This is a genomic window from Longispora sp. NPDC051575 (assembly GCF_040681875.1).
GTDB lineage: Bacteria > Actinomycetota > Actinomycetes > Mycobacteriales > Micromonosporaceae > Longispora.
Genome location: NZ_JBFAZP010000011.1, coordinates 156,846 through 178,490 on the forward strand (window position 1 = coordinate 156,846; position 21,645 = coordinate 178,490).

20 protein-coding genes are annotated in these 21,645 nt (G+C 70.4%); 8 read left to right on the forward strand and 12 right to left on the reverse strand.

The window, feature by feature from the left end; translation table 11 throughout:
• Window positions 1–147: 147 nt before the first annotated feature.
• The 3 genes from AB0M43_RS31745 to AB0M43_RS31755 all read right to left on the reverse strand — a co-directional run bounded on the left by AB0M43_RS31745 (window position 148) and on the right by AB0M43_RS31755 (window position 1,839).
• A complete protein-coding gene (locus AB0M43_RS31745) occupies window positions 148–717 on the reverse strand; it encodes a DUF4352 domain-containing protein (protein ID WP_363729548.1) in 570 nt (189 codons plus the stop codon).
• 185 nt (window positions 718–902) lie between these two features.
• A complete protein-coding gene (locus AB0M43_RS31750; RefSeq protein ID WP_363729550.1) occupies window positions 903–1,418 on the reverse strand; it encodes an NADH-quinone oxidoreductase subunit B family protein in 516 nt (171 codons plus the stop codon).
• Window positions 1,419–1,467: 49 nt separating this feature from the next.
• Window positions 1,468–1,839, reverse strand: coding sequence for an NADH-quinone oxidoreductase subunit A (locus AB0M43_RS31755; RefSeq protein WP_363729551.1), 372 nt, complete (start codon window positions 1,837–1,839; stop codon window positions 1,468–1,470).
• A 99-nt stretch (window positions 1,840–1,938) separates the two neighbouring features.
• On the opposite strand from AB0M43_RS31755, the gene AB0M43_RS31760 reads away from it, so the two are divergent.
• Together AB0M43_RS31760 and AB0M43_RS31765 are read left to right on the forward strand one after the other, a co-directional pair.
• Complete coding sequence (locus tag AB0M43_RS31760) at window positions 1,939–2,439, forward strand: SigE family RNA polymerase sigma factor (RefSeq protein ID WP_363729553.1); 501 nt, start codon at window positions 1,939–1,941, stop codon at window positions 2,437–2,439.
• Window positions 2,436–3,476, forward strand: coding sequence for a hypothetical protein (locus AB0M43_RS31765; protein WP_363729556.1), 1,041 nt, complete (start codon window positions 2,436–2,438; stop codon window positions 3,474–3,476). The genes AB0M43_RS31760 and AB0M43_RS31765 overlap by 4 nt, the downstream gene beginning before the upstream one ends.
• A gap of 50 nt (window positions 3,477–3,526) precedes the next feature.
• Here AB0M43_RS31765 and AB0M43_RS31770 read toward each other — a convergent pair whose 3' ends face one another.
• Window positions 3,527–5,098 carry a molybdopterin-dependent oxidoreductase gene (locus AB0M43_RS31770; protein ID WP_363729558.1) on the reverse strand — a complete coding sequence of 524 codons (1,572 nt, stop codon included), beginning with the start codon at window positions 5,096–5,098 and terminating at the stop codon, window positions 3,527–3,529.
• A gap of 128 nt (window positions 5,099–5,226) precedes the next feature.
• Between AB0M43_RS31770 and AB0M43_RS31775 the strand changes: the two genes are divergently transcribed.
• The 5 genes from AB0M43_RS31775 (at window position 5,227) to rarD (ending at window position 11,623) form a co-directional block, all read left to right on the forward strand.
• Window positions 5,227–7,074 (forward strand): 2-oxoacid:acceptor oxidoreductase subunit alpha, encoded by a 1,848-nt coding sequence (locus AB0M43_RS31775; RefSeq protein ID WP_363729561.1) that lies wholly within the window; start codon window positions 5,227–5,229, stop codon window positions 7,072–7,074.
• The gene (locus AB0M43_RS31780) at window positions 7,061–8,071 is read left to right on the forward strand and encodes a 2-oxoacid:ferredoxin oxidoreductase subunit beta (protein WP_363729564.1); all 1,011 of its coding nucleotides are present in this window, start codon (window positions 7,061–7,063) and stop codon (window positions 8,069–8,071) included. Before AB0M43_RS31775 ends, AB0M43_RS31780 begins: the two co-directional genes overlap by 14 nt.
• A gap of 300 nt (window positions 8,072–8,371) precedes the next feature.
• Window positions 8,372–9,706 carry an acyltransferase family protein gene (locus AB0M43_RS31785; protein WP_363729567.1) on the forward strand — a complete coding sequence of 445 codons (1,335 nt, stop codon included), beginning with the start codon at window positions 8,372–8,374 and terminating at the stop codon, window positions 9,704–9,706.
• A gap of 254 nt (window positions 9,707–9,960) precedes the next feature.
• Window positions 9,961–10,338, forward strand: coding sequence for a phage holin family protein (locus tag AB0M43_RS31790; protein ID WP_363729569.1), 378 nt, complete (start codon window positions 9,961–9,963; stop codon window positions 10,336–10,338).
• Window positions 10,339–10,708: 370 nt separating this feature from the next.
• Entirely contained in the window at window positions 10,709–11,623 is a 915-nt protein-coding gene (rarD, locus tag AB0M43_RS31795; RefSeq protein ID WP_363729571.1) for an EamA family transporter RarD, read from the forward strand.
• A gap of 99 nt (window positions 11,624–11,722) precedes the next feature.
• Here rarD and AB0M43_RS31800 read toward each other — a convergent pair whose 3' ends face one another.
• On the reverse strand, window positions 11,723–12,508 hold the full coding sequence (locus AB0M43_RS31800; RefSeq protein ID WP_363729888.1) for a helix-turn-helix domain-containing protein: 786 nt from the start codon (window positions 12,506–12,508) through the stop codon (window positions 11,723–11,725).
• Window positions 12,509–12,728: 220 nt separating this feature from the next.
• Here AB0M43_RS31800 and AB0M43_RS31805 point away from each other — a divergent pair, with 220 nt between their 5' ends.
• Window positions 12,729–13,934 carry an MFS transporter gene (locus tag AB0M43_RS31805; protein WP_363729573.1) on the forward strand — a complete coding sequence of 402 codons (1,206 nt, stop codon included), beginning with the start codon at window positions 12,729–12,731 and terminating at the stop codon, window positions 13,932–13,934.
• 49 nt (window positions 13,935–13,983) lie between these two features.
• Here the strand turns inward: AB0M43_RS31805 and AB0M43_RS31810 are convergent, their stop codons facing one another.
• The 7 genes from AB0M43_RS31810 to nuoI are packed head-to-tail and all read right to left on the reverse strand — an operon-like array spanning window position 13,984 to window position 21,601.
• Window positions 13,984–14,958, reverse strand: a complete 975-nt coding sequence (locus tag AB0M43_RS31810; protein WP_363729890.1) for a polyprenyl synthetase family protein — start codon at window positions 14,956–14,958, stop codon at window positions 13,984–13,986.
• 56 nt (window positions 14,959–15,014) lie between these two features.
• Complete coding sequence (gene nuoN / locus AB0M43_RS31815) at window positions 15,015–16,529, reverse strand: NADH-quinone oxidoreductase subunit NuoN (protein WP_363729893.1); 1,515 nt, start codon at window positions 16,527–16,529, stop codon at window positions 15,015–15,017.
• 41 nt (window positions 16,530–16,570) lie between these two features.
• A complete protein-coding gene (locus AB0M43_RS31820) occupies window positions 16,571–18,106 on the reverse strand; it encodes an NADH-quinone oxidoreductase subunit M (protein ID WP_363729575.1) in 1,536 nt (511 codons plus the stop codon).
• Window positions 18,103–19,977, reverse strand: a complete 1,875-nt coding sequence (gene nuoL, locus AB0M43_RS31825; protein ID WP_363729895.1) for an NADH-quinone oxidoreductase subunit L — start codon at window positions 19,975–19,977, stop codon at window positions 18,103–18,105. Before nuoL ends, AB0M43_RS31820 begins: the two co-directional genes overlap by 4 nt.
• Before the next feature lie 45 nt (window positions 19,978–20,022).
• Complete coding sequence (gene nuoK / locus AB0M43_RS31830; protein WP_363729578.1) at window positions 20,023–20,331, reverse strand: NADH-quinone oxidoreductase subunit NuoK; 309 nt, start codon at window positions 20,329–20,331, stop codon at window positions 20,023–20,025.
• The gene (locus AB0M43_RS31835) at window positions 20,331–21,101 is read right to left on the reverse strand and encodes an NADH-quinone oxidoreductase subunit J (RefSeq protein ID WP_363729580.1); all 771 of its coding nucleotides are present in this window, start codon (window positions 21,099–21,101) and stop codon (window positions 20,331–20,333) included. The genes nuoK and AB0M43_RS31835 overlap by 1 nt, the downstream gene beginning before the upstream one ends.
• Window positions 21,098–21,601: an NADH-quinone oxidoreductase subunit NuoI gene (gene nuoI, locus AB0M43_RS31840; RefSeq protein ID WP_231400458.1), complete on the reverse strand. Its 504-nt coding sequence runs from the start codon at window positions 21,599–21,601 to the stop codon at window positions 21,098–21,100. Before nuoI ends, AB0M43_RS31835 begins: the two co-directional genes overlap by 4 nt.
• Window positions 21,602–21,645: the final 44 nt, after the last annotated feature.

Sequence of the window (21,645 nt, forward strand, 5' to 3'; positions counted from 1 at the left end):
CCACCGGCAAATCCTTGATCAACATTGGAATATTGGATATTCCAGAGCAGGAAAAGGACAAATAACCAAGATCATTTGATGGTTACGGTGGGGCGTGACCAGGAGAGCGCATACTCCGGGCCCGTGGCGCCCCGGCCGGCGTACCCGTCAGACGACCTTGATCGTGACCCCGCCCGAGGACGGCGCGTCGTGCAGGTCCAGCTTCTGGAGCGCCGCGTCGGTCGGGATGTCGAACACGATCACCCCGGAGATGCTGTTGCCCGGGTTGACCCGGCTCATCCACAGGCTCTGCTCGACGTTCGCGAACGCCGTGGCCACCTCGTCGGAGTCGTAGTAGACCCCCTTCGGGCCCCAGCCGTGCTGGTTGACCACGGAGAACGTCTGCGGGGTGTCCCCGATGTTGCGCACCGACAGCGTCACGACGCAGAACTGGCCCTGGGCCTTCTTGATCACGAAGTCCTGGCCGATCTGCGGGATGCCACAGTCCACCTTGCTGACCACGAACTCGAACCGGCCGTCGCGGGCGGGCGCGTTCAGCGCGTACCCCCCGTTCGGTTCGTCGGTCCTGACCAGCCCGCTCGTGGCGAACAGGACGACGCCGGCGCAGCACAGGACGGCGAGCAGGCAGGCGACCCCGGCGATCCCGAGCGTGACGTACAACCCCTTGCGGCTCTTCCGGGGTGGTTCTTCCTCGACCGGCTCGGGAAACTCGCTCATCACTTCATTGGACACGTCGGGCGGCCGGCTGTCGGAGAAACGCCGAGATCGTCGGGGGCGGCTGGACCGGTGTCAGGGCGCGGGGCCGGGGCTGAGCGCGCGGCCGGGGCCGGGCGCGGGGCGGCGACCGGGCATGAGGCGGCGGGCCGGGCCGGGGAGGCGGGCCGGGCCGGGGAGGGCCAGGGTCAGGGGCGGGTGACCAGCGGGGCGGTCAGGGACTTCGCGTCGCGCCGGACCCCGCCGAGACCCGAGCGCTCCTTGGCGATCTGCGCCTGGAGGGTCAGGATGCCGTGCAGCAGCGCCTCGGGCCGGGGCGGGCAGCCGGGCACGTAGACGTCCACGGGGATCAGCTGGTCGACGCCCTTGGTGACGCTGTAGGAGTCCCAGTAGGGGCCGCCGGAGTTGGAGCACGCGCCGAACGAGATCACGTACTTCGGCTCGGGCATCTGGTCGTACAGCCGCTTGATCGCCGGGGCCATCTTGTCGGTGACCGTGCCGGAGACCACCATCAGGTCCGCCTGCCGGGGGCCGTGCGCGAACGGGATCACGCCGAGCCGGATGAAGTCGTGCCGGCCCATCGACGCGGCGATGAACTCGATCGCGCAGCAGGCCAGGCCGAAGTTGAAGACCCAGAGCGAGTACTTGCGGCCCCAGTTCAGCACGAACCGGATCGGCTCGCCGAGCACTCCACCTACACCCATGCGACTGTCTCCCTTGTCGGCCCCGGTCCAGCGGTCCCGGAGAGCCAGCCTATGTCCACCGCAGGACGCGCTTGCGCCAGGCGTACAGCAGGCCGAGGGCCAGGACCGCCACGAACACGGCCATCTCCACGACCGTGGTCATCCCGTAGCCCTGGAGGTCGAAGGTCACGGCCCACGGGAAGAGGAACACGCTCTCGACGGCGAAGAGGACGTAGAGGTAGGCGTACACGTAGTAGCGCACCTGGGTCTGGGCCCAGTCCCCGCCGACCGGGTCGATGCCGCACTCGTAGCTGGCGCCCTTGCCCGGCGACGGCACCCGGCGGCTCAGCAGCCGGTTGGCGGTGAACGCGACCGTGAAGAACCCACCAGCGAGGACCAACAGCAGGCCCAGCAGCCGGTACGTGCTCAGATATTCCTCCACGAGGGGCAGCGTACCCGCAACCGGAAGGCGGGGCTGCGCGTCTGTCCTTGCGTGACTACGATGTCGGTTGCCGCTTCATATCACCCTTCGGAGGAGCGGATGTCTCGCTCCACCCCTGCGGACAGCGCCGACTTCCACGCGCTCTACGCGGCGCACTACAGCGAACTCGTCGCGATGCTCTACGCCCTGTGCGGCGACCTGGGCGACGCCCAGGACATGGCACAGGAGTCGTTCGCGCGCGCCTGGCAGCGCTGGTCCGCCGTCGTCACCTACGACGACCCGGTCGCCTGGCTGCGCCGGGTCGGCTACAACCTCGCGACCAGCCGGTGGCGGCGGCGCGGCGTGGCCCGGCGCTTCCTCGAACGCAGCCGGGTGGAGAACGCCCCCGAGTTGAGCCCGAACAGGGTCGCCCTCGTCGCGGCCCTGCGGACCCTGCCGACCGGGCAGCGCAAGGCCCTCGTGCTGCACTACCTCGCCGACCTGCCCGTCGACGACATCGCCCGCGAGTTGTCGGTGCCGTCCGGCACGGTCAAGTCCTGGCTGCACCGGGGCAGGGCCGCCATGGCCAGCCTGCTCAAAGAGGAAGAGGTCGCGCCGTGACGGAGCTCGAGCCCGACCCGCTGGCCTCCGCCTTCGCGGGCCTGCGCACGGCGGTCCGCGAGGAGGTCGTCGGCCCCGGCTCCACCGAGCTGCGCGCCCGGGCCGCCCGGCGGACCCGCCGGCACCGGCTCACGGTCACCAGCCTCGCCGCCGTCGTGCTGGTCGCGGCGGGTATGACCGTCACGCACTGGCCGGAGCGGCACGAGCCCGCCCAGAACCTGGGCCGGCCGTCCGCCGACTTCTCCAAGGTGAACTGGTCGACCGAGCGGGTCGTCCTGCCGGCCGTGCCCGGCTGCCCGGGCGGCACCACGCTCGGCGGCAGCAACCCGGTCGGCTACGGCGAGATCGCCGGCATGGGCGCGCCGGTGGCCATCGTGCCCGTGAACTGCCCCGACAACACCCCGCTCGTGTTCCTGCGCAACACCCCGGGCGGCACCCTGGCGGCCGTCGCCGTCGTCGACCCGGGCAGCCAGATCCGGGTGGACGCGGTGCAGGTCACCGGGGACAAGGTCACGGTCGGGATGAACCCCCCGGCGAGTACCGCGCTCGCGCCCACCCAGCAGCGGATCTACGTGTTCCGGGACGGCCAGTTCAGCCAGGTCACGAAGTACCAGGGCACGGTCGACGCGAACAACACCACCCTCACGCTGCCCGACGGCGGGAGCCCGGAGTGCCCCGGCGGGAAGCTCACCTTCCAGGGCGGCATCGCGCGCACCCCCGGCGCGGAGTACCGGATCGGCAGCAACCTGGGCATCGCCGAGTTCGCCGACCTGGACAAGGACGGCGTGAGCGAGATGCTGACCCCGGTGACCTGCGTGCCGAGTACGAAGCCGCTGGCCCGGGGGCTGGAGACCGCGCTGTTCGTGCTCCGGATGACCGAGATGGGCACGGCGTTCACGGTCGTCGCGACGCCGTACGCGTGGGAGCGGACGCCGGCCACCGCGTTGGAGGCCTGGGAGCTGCACAATCCGCAGCTCACGCTGTACACGAACAAGCAGAGTCAGACGTTGAACTGGGACGGGAAGCGGTTCAGCTGAGCTGGTCGGGCACGCGGTCGGGTTGAGCGGGCCGGGCGTCTCGGCCCCGTTCAGCTGACCGCCACCGTCACCTCGTGCCAGCCGGTCGCCCCGTCCGGCACCACCCCGACCCGTTCGGAGGTCTGGAGCGCCCCGGTGCCGTCGGTGGCCCGGACCCGGAGCCGGTGGCTGCCCGGGGTGGCGTCCCAGACGTGCACCCACTGCCGCCACGTGTCGACCGTCGGCTCGGCGGCCAGCCGCGCCTCCTGCCACGGCCCGTCGTCGACCTGCACCTCGACCTTCGAGATGCCCCGGTGCTGGGCCCAGGCGACGCCCGCGACGGACACCGGCCCCGCCTTGGCCCGGCCGCCGGGGGTGTCGATCCGCGACGCCGTCTTCACCGGGCCGAGGGCGGACCAGCCGCGGCGGACCCAGTACGCGTCGAACTCGGCGAACGTGGTCACCTCCAGTTCGGCGAGCCACTTGCACGCGGAGACGTAGCCGTACAGGCCGGGGACGATCATGCGGACGGGGAAGCCGTGCTCGACGGGCAGCGGCTCGCCGTTCATCCCGTACGCGAGCATCGCGTCCCGCCCGTCGAGCAGCGTGGCGACCGGGGTTCCGCAGGTCCAGCCGTCGGTGGACCTGCTGACCACCTGGTCCGCGCCCGGCTTCACCCCTGCCTCGCGGAGCAGGGCGCCGAGCGACACGCCGAGCCAACGAGCTGTGCCGATGTACGGCCCGCCGACCTCGTTGGAGACGCAGTTGAGGGTGATGTCCCGCTCCAGGGTCGGTCGGGCCCGCAACTCGTCGAAGCTGATCGTGACCGGCCGGTCGACCATCCCGTGGATCTTGAGCTGCCAGGCCCCGGCGTCCACCTGCGGCACGGACAGAGCGGTGTCGATCCGGTAGAAGTCCCGGTTCTCGGTGTGGAAGCTACTCAGACCGGGCAGTCGCAGGTCCGCGCCCTCGGGGGTCGGCATGGTCGAGACCGGCAGCTTCACGGCCTCGCGGGACCGGGTGCCCACGGAGCGGGCCACCGCCCACAGCCGGGCCCCGCCACCCAGCGCGAGGGCCCCGACGGCGAACCCGCCGAGGACCAGGAACGACCGGCGCTGATCGCGGGCCAGGGCGCGCCGACCGGGTTCACGCCCCGGGGTCGGGGCACGTTTTCCCTGCTCATGGACGTATTCGGCGAACTCGTCGGCGCTGTCGGCCAGCGCGCGGGCCCGCTTCCCGAGGAACAGGATCAGCCAGATTCCGGCCAGGGTGCCGGCGACCGTGGGCAGCACGTCGGCCGGGCCAGCGGTCGGCCGACCCAGGGCGGCGGCCACTCCGACCGCCCCGAACAGGGCCACGCCGACCGGTCCGGCCCACGGTCGGAGCTGGGCGAGGATGCCGACGAGCACCGCGTACGCGGCCAGTGACAGATAGATGACAGTCAACAGAAAGAGCTTGTCATTGGTACCGAAGAGCTGGATCGCGAGTTCTTTCGCCCACTGCGGGGTGAGGTCGACGACGGCGGCGCCCACCGCGAGCACCGGCGAGGAGGTCGGGTTCAGCCAGGCCGCCACGAGCTCGGCGACGGCCAGCGCCCCGCCGGCCGAGACCAGACCGGTCAGCGCGGGGGTCAGCTTTCTCATTCACTCATTCTTCCGCCGGACGGCCCCGATGGGCGGTGGCGTCACTATTCGGTAAGAAGCGAAGAAGTCTTTCGCCCGGTTACGGACTAGCATCGCAGTGCCAGGGAGCTTCCGAAGGAGGCAACAGCGTGACGAAGCAGCTCCGTCAGCTCGACCGGGTCGTGATCCGGTTCGCGGGTGACTCAGGGGACGGCATGCAGCTGACCGGGGACCGGTTCACGTCGGAAACCGCGCAGTTCGGCAACGACCTGTCGACCCTGCCGAACTTCCCCGCCGAGATCCGGGCCCCCGCCGGCACCCTGCCCGGCGTGTCCAGCTTCCAGGTGCATTTCGCCGACTACGACATCCTGACCCCCGGGGACGCGCCGCACGTGCTGGTCGCGATGAACCCGGCGGCGTTGAAGGCCAACGTGGGCGACCTGATCGCGGGCGCGGAGATCATCGTCAACACCGACGAGTTCACGAAGCGGGCGCTGACCAAGGTCGGCTACGCGGCCAACCCCCTGGAGGACGGGTCGCTGGAGAAGTTCTCCGTGCACCCGGTGCCGCTGACCTCCCTGACCGTGAAGGCCCTGGCCGAGCAGCCGGTGGGCAAGAAGGACGCCGAGCGGGCGAAGAACATGTTCGCCCTCGGGCTGCTGTCCTGGCTGTACCACCGGCCGACGGAGAGCACCCTGGCGTTCCTGGCCCGCAAGTTCGCCGCCCGGCCCGAGCTGGCCGCCGCGAACATCACCGCGTTCCAGGCCGGCTGGTCGTTCGGGGAGACGACCGAGGACTTCGCCGTGCAGTACGAGGTGAAGCCGGCCGCCATGCCCAAGGGCGACTACCGCAACATCACCGGCAACGTGGCGCTCGCGTACGGGCTGGTCGCGGCCGGGGTGCGCTCGGGGCTACCGGTGCTCCTCGGCGCGTACCCGATCACGCCGGCGTCGGACATCCTGCACGAGCTGAGCAAGCACAAGAAGTTCGGCGTGACCACGGTGCAGGCCGAGGACGAGATCGCCGCGATCGGCCTGGCCCTGGGCGCCTCCTACGGCGGGGCGATCGGCGTCACCACCACCTCCGGCCCCGGCGTCGCGCTCAAGGGCGAGACGATCAGCCTGGCCATCGCCCTGGAACTGCCGCTGGTCGTGGTGGACGTGCAGCGCGCCGGCCCGTCCACCGGGATGCCGACGAAGACCGAGCAGGCCGACCTGAACATGGCCCTGTTCGGCCGGCACGGCGAGGCCCCCGTCGCGGTCATCGCGCCCCGGTCGCCGTCGGACTGTTTCGACGCGGCCCTGGAGGCGGCCCGGATCGCCCTGACATACCGGACGCCGGTGCTGCTGCTGTCCGACGGGTACCTGGCCAACGGGTCCGAGCCGTGGCTGCTGCCGAACGTGGCCGACCTGCCCGACCTGCACGTGGAGTTCGCCACGGAGCCGAACGCGCCGGACGGGAAGTTCCTGCCCTACCTGCGCGACCCTGAGACGCTGGCCCGCCCGTGGGCGGTGCCCGGCACCCCCGGGCTGGAGCACCGGATCGGCGGGATCGAGAAGGCCGACGAGACCGGCGACATCTCCTACGACCCGGACAACCACGAGTTCATGGTCCGGACCCGGGCGGCCAAGATCGACGGGATCGTCGTACCCGACGTCGAGGTCGAGGATCCGAGCGGCGCGGCCCGCGTGCTCGTCCTGGGCTGGGGCTCCACCTACGGGCCGATCGGGGCCGCCTGCCGGGCCCTGCGCGCCCGGGACCGGAACATCGCCCAGGCGCACCTGCGCCACCTGTCCCCGCTGCCGGCCAACCTCGGCGAGGTCCTGGCCAGCTACGACCGGGTCGTCATCCCCGAGATGAACCTCGGCCAGCTCGCGCACGTGCTGCGCGCGAAATACCTGGTCGACGCCATCGGGTACAACAGGGTCCGGGGCCTGCCGTTCACCTCTCACGAACTCGAAGCCGAGTTGGAGCGTGTTCTCGATGACCAGCACTGAGTTGAAGCTGACCGCCAAGGACTTCAAGTCCGACCAGGAGGTCCGCTGGTGCCCCGGCTGCGGGGACTACGCGATCCTGGCCGCCATGCAGGGCTTCCTGCCCGAACTCGGCATCAAGCGCGAGAACACCGTGTTCGTCTCCGGCATCGGCTGCTCCTCCCGCTTCCCGTACTACCTGTCCACCTACGGCCTGCACTCCATCCACGGCCGCGCCCCGGCCATCGCCACCGGCCTGTCGGTGTCCCGCCCGGACCTGTCCGTCTGGGTCGTCACCGGCGACGGCGACGCCCTGTCCATCGGCGGCAACCACCTCATCCACGCCCTCCGGCGCAACGTCAACCTGAAGATCCTGCTGTTCAACAACCGGATCTACGGCCTGACCAAGGGCCAGTACTCCCCCACCTCCGAGCTGGGCAAGGTCACCAAGTCCACCCCGATGGGGTCCACCGACTGGCCGTTCAACCCGATCTCCCTGGCACTCGGGGCCGAGGCGTCGTTCGTCGCCCGCACCATCGACTCCGACCGCAAGCACCTCACCTCCGTGCTCCGGGCCGCCGCCGCGCACGAGGGCTCCGCGTTCGTGGAGATCTACCAGAACTGCAACATCTTCAACGACGGCGCGTTCGACCTGCTCAAGGACTCCGACACCCGCGACGCGGCCCTGATCCGGCTGGAGCACGGCCAGCCGCTGGTGTTCGGCGACAAGTGCGTGATCAAGGACCCGCGCGGCTTCGGGCTCCGGGTCGCCGCCACCGCCGAGGTCGCCGCCGACGAGATCATCGTGCACGACGAGACCGTCGCCGAACCCGCCTACGCCTTCGCGCTGTCCCGGCTCCCCGAGGCCGACCTGAGCCACACCCCGATCGGCGTGTTCCGCAACGTCCACCGGCCGGTGTACGACGAACTGGTCCGGTCCCAGGTCACCGCCGCCCGGGCCAACGGCGAAGGGGACCTCGCGGCACTGCTGCGCACCGGGGACACCTGGACGTTGGCATAGCCGATCGGCGTTGGTGGTCGGCCCGCGCGCCGCATGTGACCCGAGCGGCCTCGCCGCCTCATGCGACGAGGCCGATCCGCTCGACGTCGCAGCCTCGTGGAATGCGGCTGATCTACTCGGCGTCGCGACCTCGTGCGGCGGCCAATCCGCGCGGCATTGCGGCCCCGGTGTGGCGCGACCGATCCGCGCGGCGGTGACGCCGGCTCGGCCGTTCCATATCGGACCAGCGCACCGTCCTCTCCGGAGTGCCGGTGCGCCGGTGACTTGTAGCTATGGGCATACGTCTATAACATCGTCCGGATGCCGCCGACTACGGCAAATCAACTCCTTTCCCTCACCGGCCTCCGCTGGATCGCCGCGCTGCTGGTGTTCGGGCTGCACGTCCACACGGTCGAGTACTTCGCCCGCGACAGCCCCGCCGGCCACCTCGTGCACGGCCTGTTCGGCGCCGGCGCGACCGGGGTGTCGTTCTTCTTCGTCCTCTCCGGCTTCGTGCTGGCCTGGTCGGCCCGCGAACGCGACCGCCCGCTCGCCTTCTGGCACCGCCGGTTCGCCCGGGTCTACCCGCTGCACGCCGCGACCGCCGCCCTGGCGCTGCTGCTCGGCTGGCTGCTGCTCCCGGGTTCGCTGCCGTCCCGGGGCGCGCTGGCCGCCAACGCGCTCCTGGTGCATCCGTGGAACACCGCCATCGGGTACAGCCAGAGCGTCAACCCGGTCAGCTGGTCGCTCGCCTGCGAGGCCCTGTTCTACGCCCTGTTCCCCGCGCTGTTCTGGCTGGTCCGCCGGTTCGGGCCCCGGGGGGCGTGGTGCGCCGCCGGGGCCGGCCTGGCCGCGACGGTGCTCCTCCCGCTCTTCGTCGACGACCATCTTTCGCGGTACTTTCCGCTGGTCCGGCTGCCGGAGTTCGTCCTCGGGGTGGCGCTCGCCTGCCTGGTGCGGGCCGGGCGCTGGCCGGGGCCGGGGATGGCCGGGTCGCTCGGCGTGCTCGCCGCCGGGTACGCGCTGGCGGCGTGGGTGCCCGACCCGTTCCGGTACGCGGCGTGCACGGTGCCCGGGTTCGCCCTGGTGATCGCGGCCGCGGCGGGCGCCGACCTGACCGGGGCGCGGTCGGTGTGGCGGCACCCGGTGATGGTCCGGCTCGGGGAGCTGTCGTTCGCCTTCTACATGATCCACATTCTGGTGATGCGTACCGGGGAAGCGCTCTTCGTCTCCCACCCCAAGCTGGGCGCCGCCGGGGGCCTCGCCGCGACCCTGGCGTCCTTCACGGTCGCCCTGACCCTGTCCTGGGCCCTGTACGCCGGGGTCGAGAGCCCCTGCCGCAAACTCCTGCTCCGGGCCAGCCAGCGCCGGCCCGTCCCCGGCGGCCCTGCCGGGTCCCCCGCCGTGGCGCTGCCCCGCCCCCGGTCACGCCCTCTGGGTCCGGTCGTCCTGTCACCGTCGCCCCAGCCCAGGCAGCCGATCCCGGCCCCGCCCCACGCCCAGACACCGCCCGACGCCCAGGCCGCGCCCCGCACTCAGACCCCGGCCCGCGCCCAGACCCCGGCCCGCGCCCAGACCCCGCCCCGCGTCCCGGGCACGCCCCGCGTCCCCGCCCCGCCCCGGCGCACCCGCACGGGCTCGGATCCCGCGCCCTGACCAGCCTCCCGGCGGCAACCAGGTCCCGCAGCGAGGAGTCGAGCACGCGCCCCGGGCCCACAAGCCCAGGCACCCGCTCCACGCCGGTCCCGCCTCACGCCGCCGGCTGTCGCAGCCAGGTCCCGGCCGGCGTCGCACAGTTCGGACAAAGGTCTCCAGCCCCGGTCAGCGACCGGATCCCGCCGACCCCCGCCCGGTTACGGGCTCAGAACGTATCTCCTGACAAGATCGGCCTGCTCTGAGAGTATGTGCCCATGGGTTTCATCATCCGCACCATCGTCACCGCTGTCGCGGTGTGGGTCGCCTCGCTCCTGGTGTCCGGGATCCAGGTCGGCGAATCCGGCTGGAAGAAGGTCGGCACGCTCCTTCTGGTCGCGCTGATCTTCGGACTGATCAACGCCGTCATCAAGCCGATCATCCAGACGATCGGCTGCGCCTTCTACGCGCTCACCCTGGGCCTCGTCGCCCTGGTCGTGAACGCGCTGCTGTTCTGGCTCACCAGCTGGATCGCGGACAAGATCGACCTGCCGTTCCACATCACCGGCTTCTGGGCCGCGTTCTGGGGCGGCATCATCGTCGCCATCGTGAGCTGGGTACTCAGCCTGATCACGCCCGGTGCGGACAACGACTAGGCGGCGCGCGCCGGCCGGCGTGACCGGCTGACGCACTCCGCTGGGGCGGTCGGGACCACGGTCCGGGCCGCCCCTCCGCATGCCCGGCCCCGCCGTCCCCGGCTCCGGTGCCACCCGCCGCGTCCAGCCCGTCAAGGCCGTCGGGCCCGTCCAGCCCGTGAAGGCCGTCAGGCCCGTCCAGCCCGTGAAGGCCGTCAGGCCGTCAGGCCATCAGGCCGTCAGGACCGTCCAGCGACCGGCGACCGGCGACCGGCGACCGGCGACCGGCGACCGGCACACCCTCGCACCCGCCCGCCACCCGGGCGATCCTCGGGTCATCGGGTGACCGAGGCCATAGGCCGCCATCGGTGCCCGGGACTACCGTTTGTGCGTGAGCGAACTCCGGCGTGGCTACCTGTTCGGGCTACTGGCCTACGTCTGCTGGGGTTTCTTCCCGCTCTACTGGCACCTGCTCGCCTCGGCCGGCGCCGTCGAGATCCTCGCCCACCGGGTGCTGTGGTCCGTCGCGTTCGTCGCCCTGCTGCTCGCGGTCAAGCGGCACTGGAGCTGGCTGCGCGCCCTGCCGCTGCGTACCGTCCTCGGGATCACCGCCGCCTCGGTCGTACTCGCCGTGAACTGGGGTTTCTACATCTACGGCGTCAACGCGCACCGGGTCGTGGAGACCTCGCTCGGCTACTTCATCAACCCGCTGTTCAACGTGCTCCTCGGCGTCCTCGTGCTCCGCGAGCGGCTCCGGCCGTGGCAGTGGGGCGCGCTCGCGGTCGGGGCGGCGGCCGTCGGCGTGCTGACGTACGACTACGGGCACCCGCCGTACATCGCGCTGACCCTGGCCACGTCCTTCGCGCTGTACGGGTTCATCAAGAAGCGCCTGGGGGTACCGGCCGCCGAGGGCATGTTCGTCGAGTCCGCCGTGCTCGCGCTGCCCGCCCTGGGCTACCTGGCCTGGCTGACCGCCGACGGGGGCGCGACGTTCACCGGGCACGGGCTCGGGCACACCCTGCTGCTGATCGGCGGCGGGGCGGCCACCGCGATCCCGCTGCTGTTCTTCGCGGGCGCGGCGAACCGGCTGCCGCTGTCGACGATCGGGATCCTGCAGTACATCGCGCCGGTTCTCCAGCTGGCGTGCGGGGTGCTGATCCTGGGCGAGTCGCTGCCGCCGCTCCGGCTGGCCGGGTTCAGCCTGGTCTGGCTCGCCCTGGTGATCTTCACCGTGGACGGCCTGCGCTCGGCCCGCCGCACCCGCCAGGCCACCCAGGCCGCCGCCCTGGCCTCCACCGCGGCCTGACCACGCGGGACCCGGCGCCGAGCGGCCCCGGGAATGGCGAAGGCCGCCGCGCCAGCCCGGAAGCTGACGGTCGGCGGCCCGCCGTACCCGAGAATTGCCTTAGCGGGTTTCCTCCGCGTTGGTCAGGGCGTTCGCCAGACCCTGTGCCGCCGCGCGGATCCGCTGGTTGACCGTCGCCGCCGTGGTCACGAACTCCTCCATCGGCAACGTGCAGGCCAGGACGACGATCTGGTCCGGGTCCGGCCCGTAGGAGACCATGGTCGCGGCGCAGGCGACATTCGGCCGGTACTGCCCGACCTCGACGAAGAGCCCGCGCTGCCCGTGCAGGGTCAGCTCGTACTCCAGGCGGTCGTGCTCCGTGATCGTCTTCGCGGTGTACTTCCGCATCCCGGACTCGCGCAGGTACCGGCTGCGGGCCGGCGCGCTGAGCGTGCCCAGCAGTGCCTTGCCGAGCGCGGTGGCGTGCGCGCCGTCGTCGAACCCGACGATCAGGTCCTCCAGGTGCGGGGAACGCGCGCCCTCGGCAACGCCCGTGATCGCCACCCGGCCGTTGATGAACCGGCCGAGGAAGTGGCTGTGCCCGGTGCGGCCGGCGGCACGGCGCAGACCGTCCGCGACGTTGACCGGCGCGCTGAAGGCGGCGGACATCTCCCGGTACCGGTCGGAGAAGTTGAGGCCGGCGACGAACGTGCCGTTGTCCCGGCGGTGCAGATAGCCCTCGTAGGAGAGGGTACGGACCAGGTGGTAAACAGTCGCCAGGTTGAGCTCACATCTGCGGGCGATCTGCTTGGGCGTCAACCCCTTCGGAGTGTCACCCACCGCCTCAACGATCCGGAATGCCCGGGACACGCTGCGGATGAGATCTGGCGGCGGCTCACTGCCCAAGGCGCGAGTTGGCTCCCGGCCCAGCTCGTGATCACCGAGTTCTCTCACAACAACCTCCACGACGGCCTCAGGGTGAGGTGCGCCACCCTTCACGATAGGGAACAAAACCCCATCAGGGAACACCCCGACGGGCACCCATCACCACTATCTATTAACGCGCGGACACGTACTGCGATGCGGGCCACTGCTTTTTCCGACACACCTCCCTAGTGTCGGAACCATGACAGTGCTGACGGCGGCGGTCCCGACCCGGGCGCAGACCCGCCGCGCGACCCTCGGGGGCGTCAGTACGACCATCGCCTCGGTGATCCCCGTGTTCCTCATCGGAGGCCTCGCCGTCCAGCTGTCGGCCGAGCTGCACTTCGACCCGGCGGGCCTCGGCCTGGTCGTGGCCACGTACTTCGGCGGCAGCGCGCTGGCCGGCATCCCCGCCGGGGCGATCGTGGAACGCTTCGGAGCGGCCGCCAGCAGCCGGGCCGCCATCCTCGTGGCCGCCACCTCGATGCTGGCCGTGGCGGCGCTGGCCCACTCGTACCTCCAACTGGTGTTGTTCCTGCTCTTCGGGAGTGTCGCCAACTCCGTCGGCCAGCTCGCCGCGAACACCACGCTCGCGCAACGGATCCCGGCCGGCCGGCAGGGCCTCGTGTTCGGCATCAAGCAGGCCGCGGTTCCGATCTCGACCCTCCTGGCGGGTACGACCGTGCCGCTGCTCGCGCTCACCGTCGGCTGGCGGTGGGCCTGGGTGTTCGCCGCCGCCGTGGCGCTCGCCGCCCTGCCGCTCGTGCAGCCCGACCTGGCCCGGCCGGTCCGGCGCACCGGGCGGCGCGAACGCGGGGCCACCACCGCCCTCGTCGTCATCGGGGCCAGCGCGACCTTCGCCTCGGCGGCCGCCAACGCGCTGGGCACGTTCCTGGTGTCCTCCAGCGTCGCCCGGGGCATCGACCCGGCCGTCGCGGCCCTGACCCTGACCGCCGGCAGCGCGGTGTGCGTGGCCGCCCGGATCCTGGTCGGCTGGCTGGCGGACCGGCGGCCCGACGGCGGGCACGTGTCCGTGCTGGCCGGGATGCTGGGCGTCGGGGCGCTCGGGATGGCCCTGTTGTCCGTCGCGGGTGTGCCGACCATGGTGGCCGGGGTGCTGCTGGCCTTCGGACTCGGCTGGGCATGGCCCGGCCTGATGAACTACGCCGTCGTGCAGCTGCACCCCACCGCTCCCGCGTCGGCCACGGCGATCACGCAGACCGGGGTGTATCTGGGGGCGTTCGTGGGGCCGCTGACGCTGGGGACGGTCACGGCGCACACGTCGTACACGGTGACGTGGTTGTGTGCCGCCGGGTCGATGGGGTTGGCGGCGGTGGGGATGCTGTCGGGGGCGCGGATGCTGCGGGCCAACAGGGACAAGATCCAGGCCCTGACGGGTACCGGCTGAGACGGAAACCGCCCGCCACATGTTCGTGGCGGGCGGTTTCCGTTGAGGTCTAGCCCATCCGGGCCGAGACGAAGTCGCACATCGACGCCAGGGCCTGGCGCGCCGGCACGTCCGGCAGCTCGCCGAGCAACCGGCGGGCCTCCGACACGTACTCGTCCAGGGTCGCCCGGGCCCGGGCCATCCCCGGCGAGTGCCGCAGCAGCCCCAGCGCCTCGGCGTGCTCGGCGTCGTCGGTCAGCGGCCCCTGGGCCAGCAGCTGACGGAGCCGGTTGTCGGGGCCCTCCAGCGCGTACAGCACCGGGAGGGTGGCGATGCCCTCGCGCAGGTCCGTGCCGGGCACCTTGCCCGAGTAGACCGACTCCGAGGCGATGTCCAACAGGTCGTCGGACAGCTGGAACGCGATCCCGAACACCTCGCCGAACTGGGTGACCGTGTTCGTCACCTTCTCGTCCGCGCCGCCGAACATCGCGCCGAACCGGCAGCAGGTGGCGATCAGCGAGCCGGTCTTGTCCCGGTGCACGTCCAGGTGGTGCTCGATCGGGTCGACGCCCTCGCGGGGGCCGACCGTCTCCCGGATCTGGCCCTGGACCAGGCGGGCGAACGTCTCGGCCTGGATCCGGACCGCCTCGGTGCCCAGTTCCGCGGCGATCGAGGCGGCCTTCGCGAACAGGTAGTCGCCGGTCAGGATGGCGACCGTGTTCGTCCACCGGGAGTTCGCGCTGGGCGCCCCCCGGCGGACGGCGGCCTCGTCCATCACGTCGTCGTGGTACAGCGTGGCGAGGTGGGTCAGTTCGAGCACCAGGGCGCTCGGCACCACCAGGGGCGCGGCCGGGTCGCCGAAGTGCGCCGAGAGCAGCGTCAACATCGGTCGGACCCGCTTGCCGCCCGCCTCCACGAGGTGCCGGGCGGCCTCGGTGACGAACGGGTCGGCGCTGGCCACCGCCGAGTGGAGCTCCGCCTCCACGGTGTCGAGGCCGGCCAGAACGGCAGCCTCGAGCTCCGAGTCAGCGAACTCCAGCCCGATCGCACTGGTCAGGCTCTGCGTTGTCACCACGCCCCCCACGATGCCATACGACGTTTCTATCTCAGGAAAGTACCCGCGTTGATGGCGAGCTGCAGAGCCGCCTGCGGGACGATACCCAGAACGAGGGTCAGGATCACACCGAACGCCACGGCGATCGAGGTGAACATTCCCGGAATGGAGACGGTCGGGGTGTCCTCCCCGGCCTCGGACAGCCACATGAGGACCACGACCCGCAGGTACGGGAACGCGATGATCATGCTGCTGACCACGCCGACGAGTACCAGCCAGGTCATGTTCCCGCCCACGGCCGCCGCGAACACCCCGAACTTGGCGGTGAACCCGCTCGTCAGGGGGATACCCGCGAAGGCCAGCATCAGGAACGTGAACACCGCGGCGACCAGCGGCGAGCGCCGGCCCAGCCCGGCCCACCGGGACAGGTGGGTGGCCTCGCCGTCGGCGTCGCGGACCAGCGTGATGATCCCGAACGCGGCGAGCACGGTGAAGCCGTACGCGACCAGGTAGAACATCGTGTACCGCAGGCCGTCCGCGTTCATCGCCAGCGCGCCGGTCAGCAGGTAACCGGCGTTGGCGATCGAGGAGTAGGCCAGCAGGCGCTTGATGTCCGTCTGGGTCACCGCGAGCACCGCGCCGATGACCATGGTGAGCGCCGCGATGACGCCGAGGACCGGCCGGAAGTCCCAGCTCGACCGCTCGAACGCCACGTACAGCACCCGGATCAGGCCGCCGAACGCCGCGACCTTGGTGCACGCCGCCATGAAGGCGGTGACCGGGGTCGGGGCGCCCTGGTAGACGTCCGGGGTCCACACGTGGAACGGCACGGCGGCGATCTTGAACAGCAGCCCGATGGCGAGCATCGCGATGCCGATCAGCAGCAGCGTCCGGCTCCGGTCGGAGGTGGCCACCGCCTGGTGGATGCTCGCGAAGTCGACCCGGCCGGCGTAGCCGTAGATCATGGCGACGCCGTACAGGAAGAACGCCGAGGCGAACGCGCCCAGCAGGAAGTACTTGAGCGACGCCTCCTGGCTGAGCAACCGGCGACGGCGGGCCAGCGCGCAGAGCAGGTACAGCGGGAGCGAGAACACCTCGAGCGCCACGAACATGGTCAGCAGGTCGTTGGCGGCACAGAACAGCATCATGCCGGCCAGGGCGAACAGCACCATGGCGTACACCTCGGTGGCGCCGCCGGCCTTCGCCTGCCGGCGGTCGGCCTGCGAGCCGGCCGTGACGGCGGCCTGGGCCACGAACGCGCCCCCCGCCTCCAGCCTGCGCTCCGAGATCAGCAGCACGGCGATGATGCCGAGCACGACCAGCGCGCCCTGCAGGAACAGCGCCGGTCCGTCGATCGCGACGGCCTTGCCCGCGGTGAGCGTGCCCTGCGAGATGACCCCGGTGCTGTCGTCGGCGTACTTCGTCGCCAGCTTGACCAGGAACACCCCGGCCACGAGCAGGGAGACCAACGTCAGCGGAACCTGGACCCGGTAGCGCCAGTCGCGCGGGACCGCTGCCTCGACCAGGATGCTCGCGCACGCGGCCGCGAACAGGACCAGCATCGGCGCCAGCGCCAGGTAGTCGAGGGTCGGCAACTGGAACGTCACTTCTTTGCCTCCGTCGAGATCGGAGCCGGGTCGCTCTTCCCGAGATCCTGGATGAGCGTGGCCCTGACCGCCGGGTCGATCACTTCGATGACCGGCTTCGGGAAGAAGCCGAGCAGCAGGATCAACGCGATCAGCGGGGTGACGACGACGAGCTCACGGACCTTGATGTCCCTGTTCATCGCCGGCACCTCCTTCAGGGCCGGGTTGAGGGTGCCCTGCATGGTCCGCTGGTACATCCACAGGACGTAGCCGGCGGCCAGCACGATGCCGAGGGTGGCGATCACGGCCACGGTCTTGTTGACCGAGAACACGCCGATCAGCACCAGGAACTCCGACACGAACGGGCTGGTGCCCGGCAGGGCCAGCGAGGCCAGGCCGGCGATGAAGAACACCCCGGCGAGGATCGGCATCAGCTTGCCCGCGCCGCCGAAGTCCTTGATCGACGCGCTGCCGCGCCGGGCGACCAGGAAGCCGACGACCAGGAACAGCAGGCCGGTCGCGAGGCCGTGGTTGAGCATGTAGAGCACCGCGCCCGTACCCGACTGGGTGGTGAACGCGAAGATCCCGATGCCGATGAAGCCGAAGTGCGCCACGGACGTGTACGCGACGAGGCGCTTCAGGTTGTCCTGGCCCACCGCGAGCAGCGCCGCGTAGATGATGCCGACGAGCGACAGCGCGATGGCCAGGGGCGCGAAGTACTTCGAGGCGTTCGGGAAGAGCGACAGGCAGTACCGCAGGATGCCGAACGTACCCACCTTGTCCATGACCGCGACGAGCAGCGCGGCGGCCGGGGCCGGAGCCGCGCCACCGGCGTCGGGCAGCCAGGTGTGGAACGGGAAGAACGGCGCCTTGATCGCGAACGCGATGAAGAACCCGAGGAACATCCAGCGCTCGGCCATCGTGGAGAACTCGGCCTGCTGGAGGGTGTGCCAGTTGAACGTGTGCCCGCCGTACACCCACAGGCCGATCACCGCGGCGAGCATGAACAGGCCGCCGACCAGGGAGTAGAGGAAGAACTTCACCGCGGCGTACTGCCGGCGGGGGGTCTCCCCGTACGAGCCGATCAGGAAGTACATCGGGACCAGCATGGCCTCGAAGAACACGTAGAACAGCAGGACGTCACTCGACGCGAACGCGCCGGTCATCAGGCCCTGCAGGGCGAGGAGGAGGGCGAAGTACGCCGGGACGCTCCGCTTGCCGTCCAGCTTCTCCACGGTCTTCCAGCTGGCCACGACGACCAGCGGGACGAGCACGCCGATCAGCGCGATCATGACCAGGGCGATGCCGTCCACCTCGAACGAGAAGCGGACGTCCCACTGCGGGATCCACGGGTAGGACTCCCGGAACTGGAAGCGGTCCCCCTTGGCCTTGTAGGCGAACCACAGGGCCGCCGTCAGACCGAGTACCACCAGGGTCCAGACGAGCGCGAGCTTCTTGGCCAGCGCCCCCTGACTCCGGGGCAGGAACGCCAGCACCGCGGAGCCCACCAGGGGCAGCCCGACGAGCAGACTCAGATACGGAAAGTTGCTCATCCGAGCGTCACCGCCATCAGCGCGGCTACCACGAGCAGCGCACCTCCCAGCATGGACAGGGCGTACGTGCGCACGAAACCGGTCTGCGTCCGGCGGAGTCGGCCGGAGCCGCCCCCGACCATGGCCGCGAGTCCGTTGACGAGGCCGTCGACGCCCTTGTTGTCGAAGTACACCAGCGCCCGGGTCAGGTACTTACCGGGAAGCTCGAACACCAACTCGTTGAACGTGTCGGCGTACAGGTTGTTGCGGGCCGCGGTGACGAGCGGGCCGGCCGGCTCCTCCTCGAGCGCGGTGCCCTTGCGGAACAGCGCCCAGCCGAGGCCGGCGCCGAGCAGCACGATGCCGATGGTCAGCGCGGTGACGGTCCAGTGCCCGAGGTGGCCGTGGGCCTCCTCGTGCTCGCCGAGCACCGGGGTCAGCCAGTCGACGACCGAGGTCGACATGAGCCAACCGGCGGCGACGGAGCCGACCGCCAGCAGGATCAGCGGGATCGTCATGACGGCCGGCGACTCGTGCGGGTGCTGCCCCTCGGTCCACCGCTTGGGGCCGTGGAACGTGAGCACGAACAGCCGGGTCATGTAGAACGCCGTCAGCCCGGCGCCCAGCAGGGCGGCGCCGCCGAAGAGCCAACCGGTCCAGCCGGGCCGGTTGAAGGCGGCCAGGATGATCGGGTCCTTGGTGAAGAAGCCGGAGAACGGGAAGAGCCCGATGATCGCCAGGTAGCCGAGGCCGAAGGTGATCCAGGTGATCTTCATGTACTTCCACAGCCCGCCGAACCGGCGGATGTCCACCTGGTCGCCCATGCCGTGCATCACCGAACCGGCCCCGAGGAACATGCCGGCCTTGAAGAAGCCGTGCGCGAGGAGGTGGATGATCGCCAGCGCGTACGCGGCCCCGCCCAGTCCGACGCCCAGGAACATGTAGCCGATCTGGGAGACGGTCGAGTAGGCCAGTACCCGCTTGATGTCGTCCTTCGCGCAGCCGATGATGCACCCGATCAGCAGGGTCAGTGCCCCGACGCTCACCACGATCGTCTGCAGCGTCGCGTTGGCGCTGAAGACGGCGTTGGAGCGGGCGATCAGGTAGACGCCGGCCGTGACCATCGTCGCCGCGTGGATGAGGGCCGACACGGGGGTCGGGCCCTCCATCGCGTCCGGCAACCACGCCTGAAGCGGGAACTGGCCGGACTTGCCGCACGCCCCGATCAGGAGCAGCAGGCCCATCATCAGGACCACGGTCTGCGACAGCCCCGTGACCCCGTTGAAAACGCCCTCGTAGTCGACGGTGCCGAGCTGGGCGAACATCAGGAACAGCGCGATCGCGAACCCGGCGTCACCCACCCGGTTCATCAGGAAGGCCTTCTTGCCGGCCGTCGCCGCGCTGGGCTTGTCGAAGAAGAACGAGATCAGCAGGTACGAGGCGAGACCGACGCCCTCCCAGCCGAAGTACAGCATCACGTAGTTGTTGCCGAGAACCAGCAGCAACATCGCGGCCACGAACAGGTTGAAGAAGGCGAAGAACCGCCGACGGCCCGGGTCGTGGGCCATGTACCCGGTCGCGTACAGGTGGATCAGCGATCCGACCCCGGTGATCAGCAGTACGAAGACCGCCGACAACGGGTCGAACAGCAGCCCGAAGTCGATCTTCAGCTCGCCGACCGGGATGAACTCGAAGAGAGTCACCTGGGCCGAGCGGGCGTTCTCATCCAGGCCCTTGAGCTGGAAGAAGAAGATCAACCCGAGGACGAAGGAGGCCGCGACGCTCGCGACGCCCAGCCAGTGACCCCACTTGTCGGCACGCTTGCCGAGCAGGAAGAGCACAGCCGAGCTGGCGAGCGGGATCGCGACGAGCAGCCAGATGTTGGTCAACATCCCGGTCGCGTCGGCGAAGTGCACAGGGTTTTCCACCGGTACCTCTTAGTACTTCAGCAGGTTGGCGTCGTCGACCGAGGCCGAGCGGCGGGTCCGGAAGATAGACATGATGATCGCCAGGCCGATGACGACCTCGGCAGCGGCCACGACCATCACGAAGAAGGCGATGATCTGCCCGTCGAGGTTGCCGTTCATCCGGCTGAACGTGACCAGGGCCAGGTTCGCGGCGTTCAGCATGAGCTCGATGCACATGAACACCACGATGGCGTTCCGGCGGATGAGCACGCCCACCGCGCCGATCGTGAAGAGCAGGGCGGAGAGCCCGATGTACGCACTCGGGTCGATGTTCCCCATTACTTCTCCGTCCCCTTCGGCTTGGCCTCGGCCTCGGTGAGCTCCCGGGTCGGCACCAGCGCGGTCAGGCTCCGGCCGGCCACCGAGCCGTCGGGCAGCAGCCCGGGGGCGGCCACGGAGTTGGTCGACGCGAACACGCCCGGGCCCGGCTTGGGGGCCGGGTAGTTGCCGGGCGCGAACCGGGCCTGCATCAGGTCGCGCTGGGTGACCTTCTCGGCCTTGGTCTTCTCGACGTGGGCCAGCAGCATCGCGCCGACCGCCGCCGTGATCAGCAGGGCGCTGGAGACCTCGAACGCGAACACGTAGGACGTGAACAGGTCCTTCGCGATCCCCTGCGTGTTGCCGTCCGCGTTGGCCTGCGCCAGGCCGGCCACCGGGGCCTTGCCCAGCGCCCGGACCACGCCGGTCACGACCAGGCCGGCGAAGCCGATGCCCAGCAGCAGCGCGGCGGTGCGCTGGCCGCGCAACGTCTCGATCAGCGAGTCCGAGGCGTCCCGGCCGATCAGCATCAGCACGAACAGGAACAGCATCATGATCGCGCCGGTGTAGACGATGATCTGCACCATGCCGATGAACGGACCGGCCTGGATGATGTAGAAGACGCCCAGGGTGAGCATCGTGCAGACCAGGAACAGCGCCGAGTGCACGGCGTTCTTGGCGAGCACCATGCCCACGCCGCCCGCGACCGCGACCAGGGCGAGCACGCCCCAGACGATCCAGGCCCACGCCGATACCGGGGTGGCGTCAGCCGCAAGGAGAGCGGTGGTCACGCGACACCTCCGGGCTTCACGCGCTCCGCGCCGGCACTGGTGCCCGGGTTGGTCAGCGCGCCGACGTAGTAGTCCTTCTCCGACTCGCCGAGCCGCATCGGGTGCGGCGGCTGCTCCATGCCCGGCAGCAGCGGCGCGAGCAGCTGCTCCTTCGTGAAGATCAGATCCTTGCGGGAGTCGCTGGCCAGCTCGTACTCGTTGCTCATCGTCAGCGAACGCGTCGGGCACGCCTCGATGCACAGCCCGCAGAAGATGCAGCGGGCGTAGTTGATCTGGTACACGCCGGCGTAGCGCTCACCGGGCGAGTAGCGCTCGCCGTCGGAGTTGTCCGCGCCCTCGACGTAGATCGCGTCGGCCGGGCAGGCCCACGCGCACAGCTCGCAGCCGACGCACTTCTCCAGGCCGTCGGGGTGACGGTTGAGGATGTGCCGGCCGTGGTAGCGCGGCGCGGTCGGCTTGCGGTACTCCGGGTACTCCTCGGTCACGACCTTCTTGAACATGTGCGCGAAGGTGACGCCGAAGCCTTTGACAGACTCGAACACCG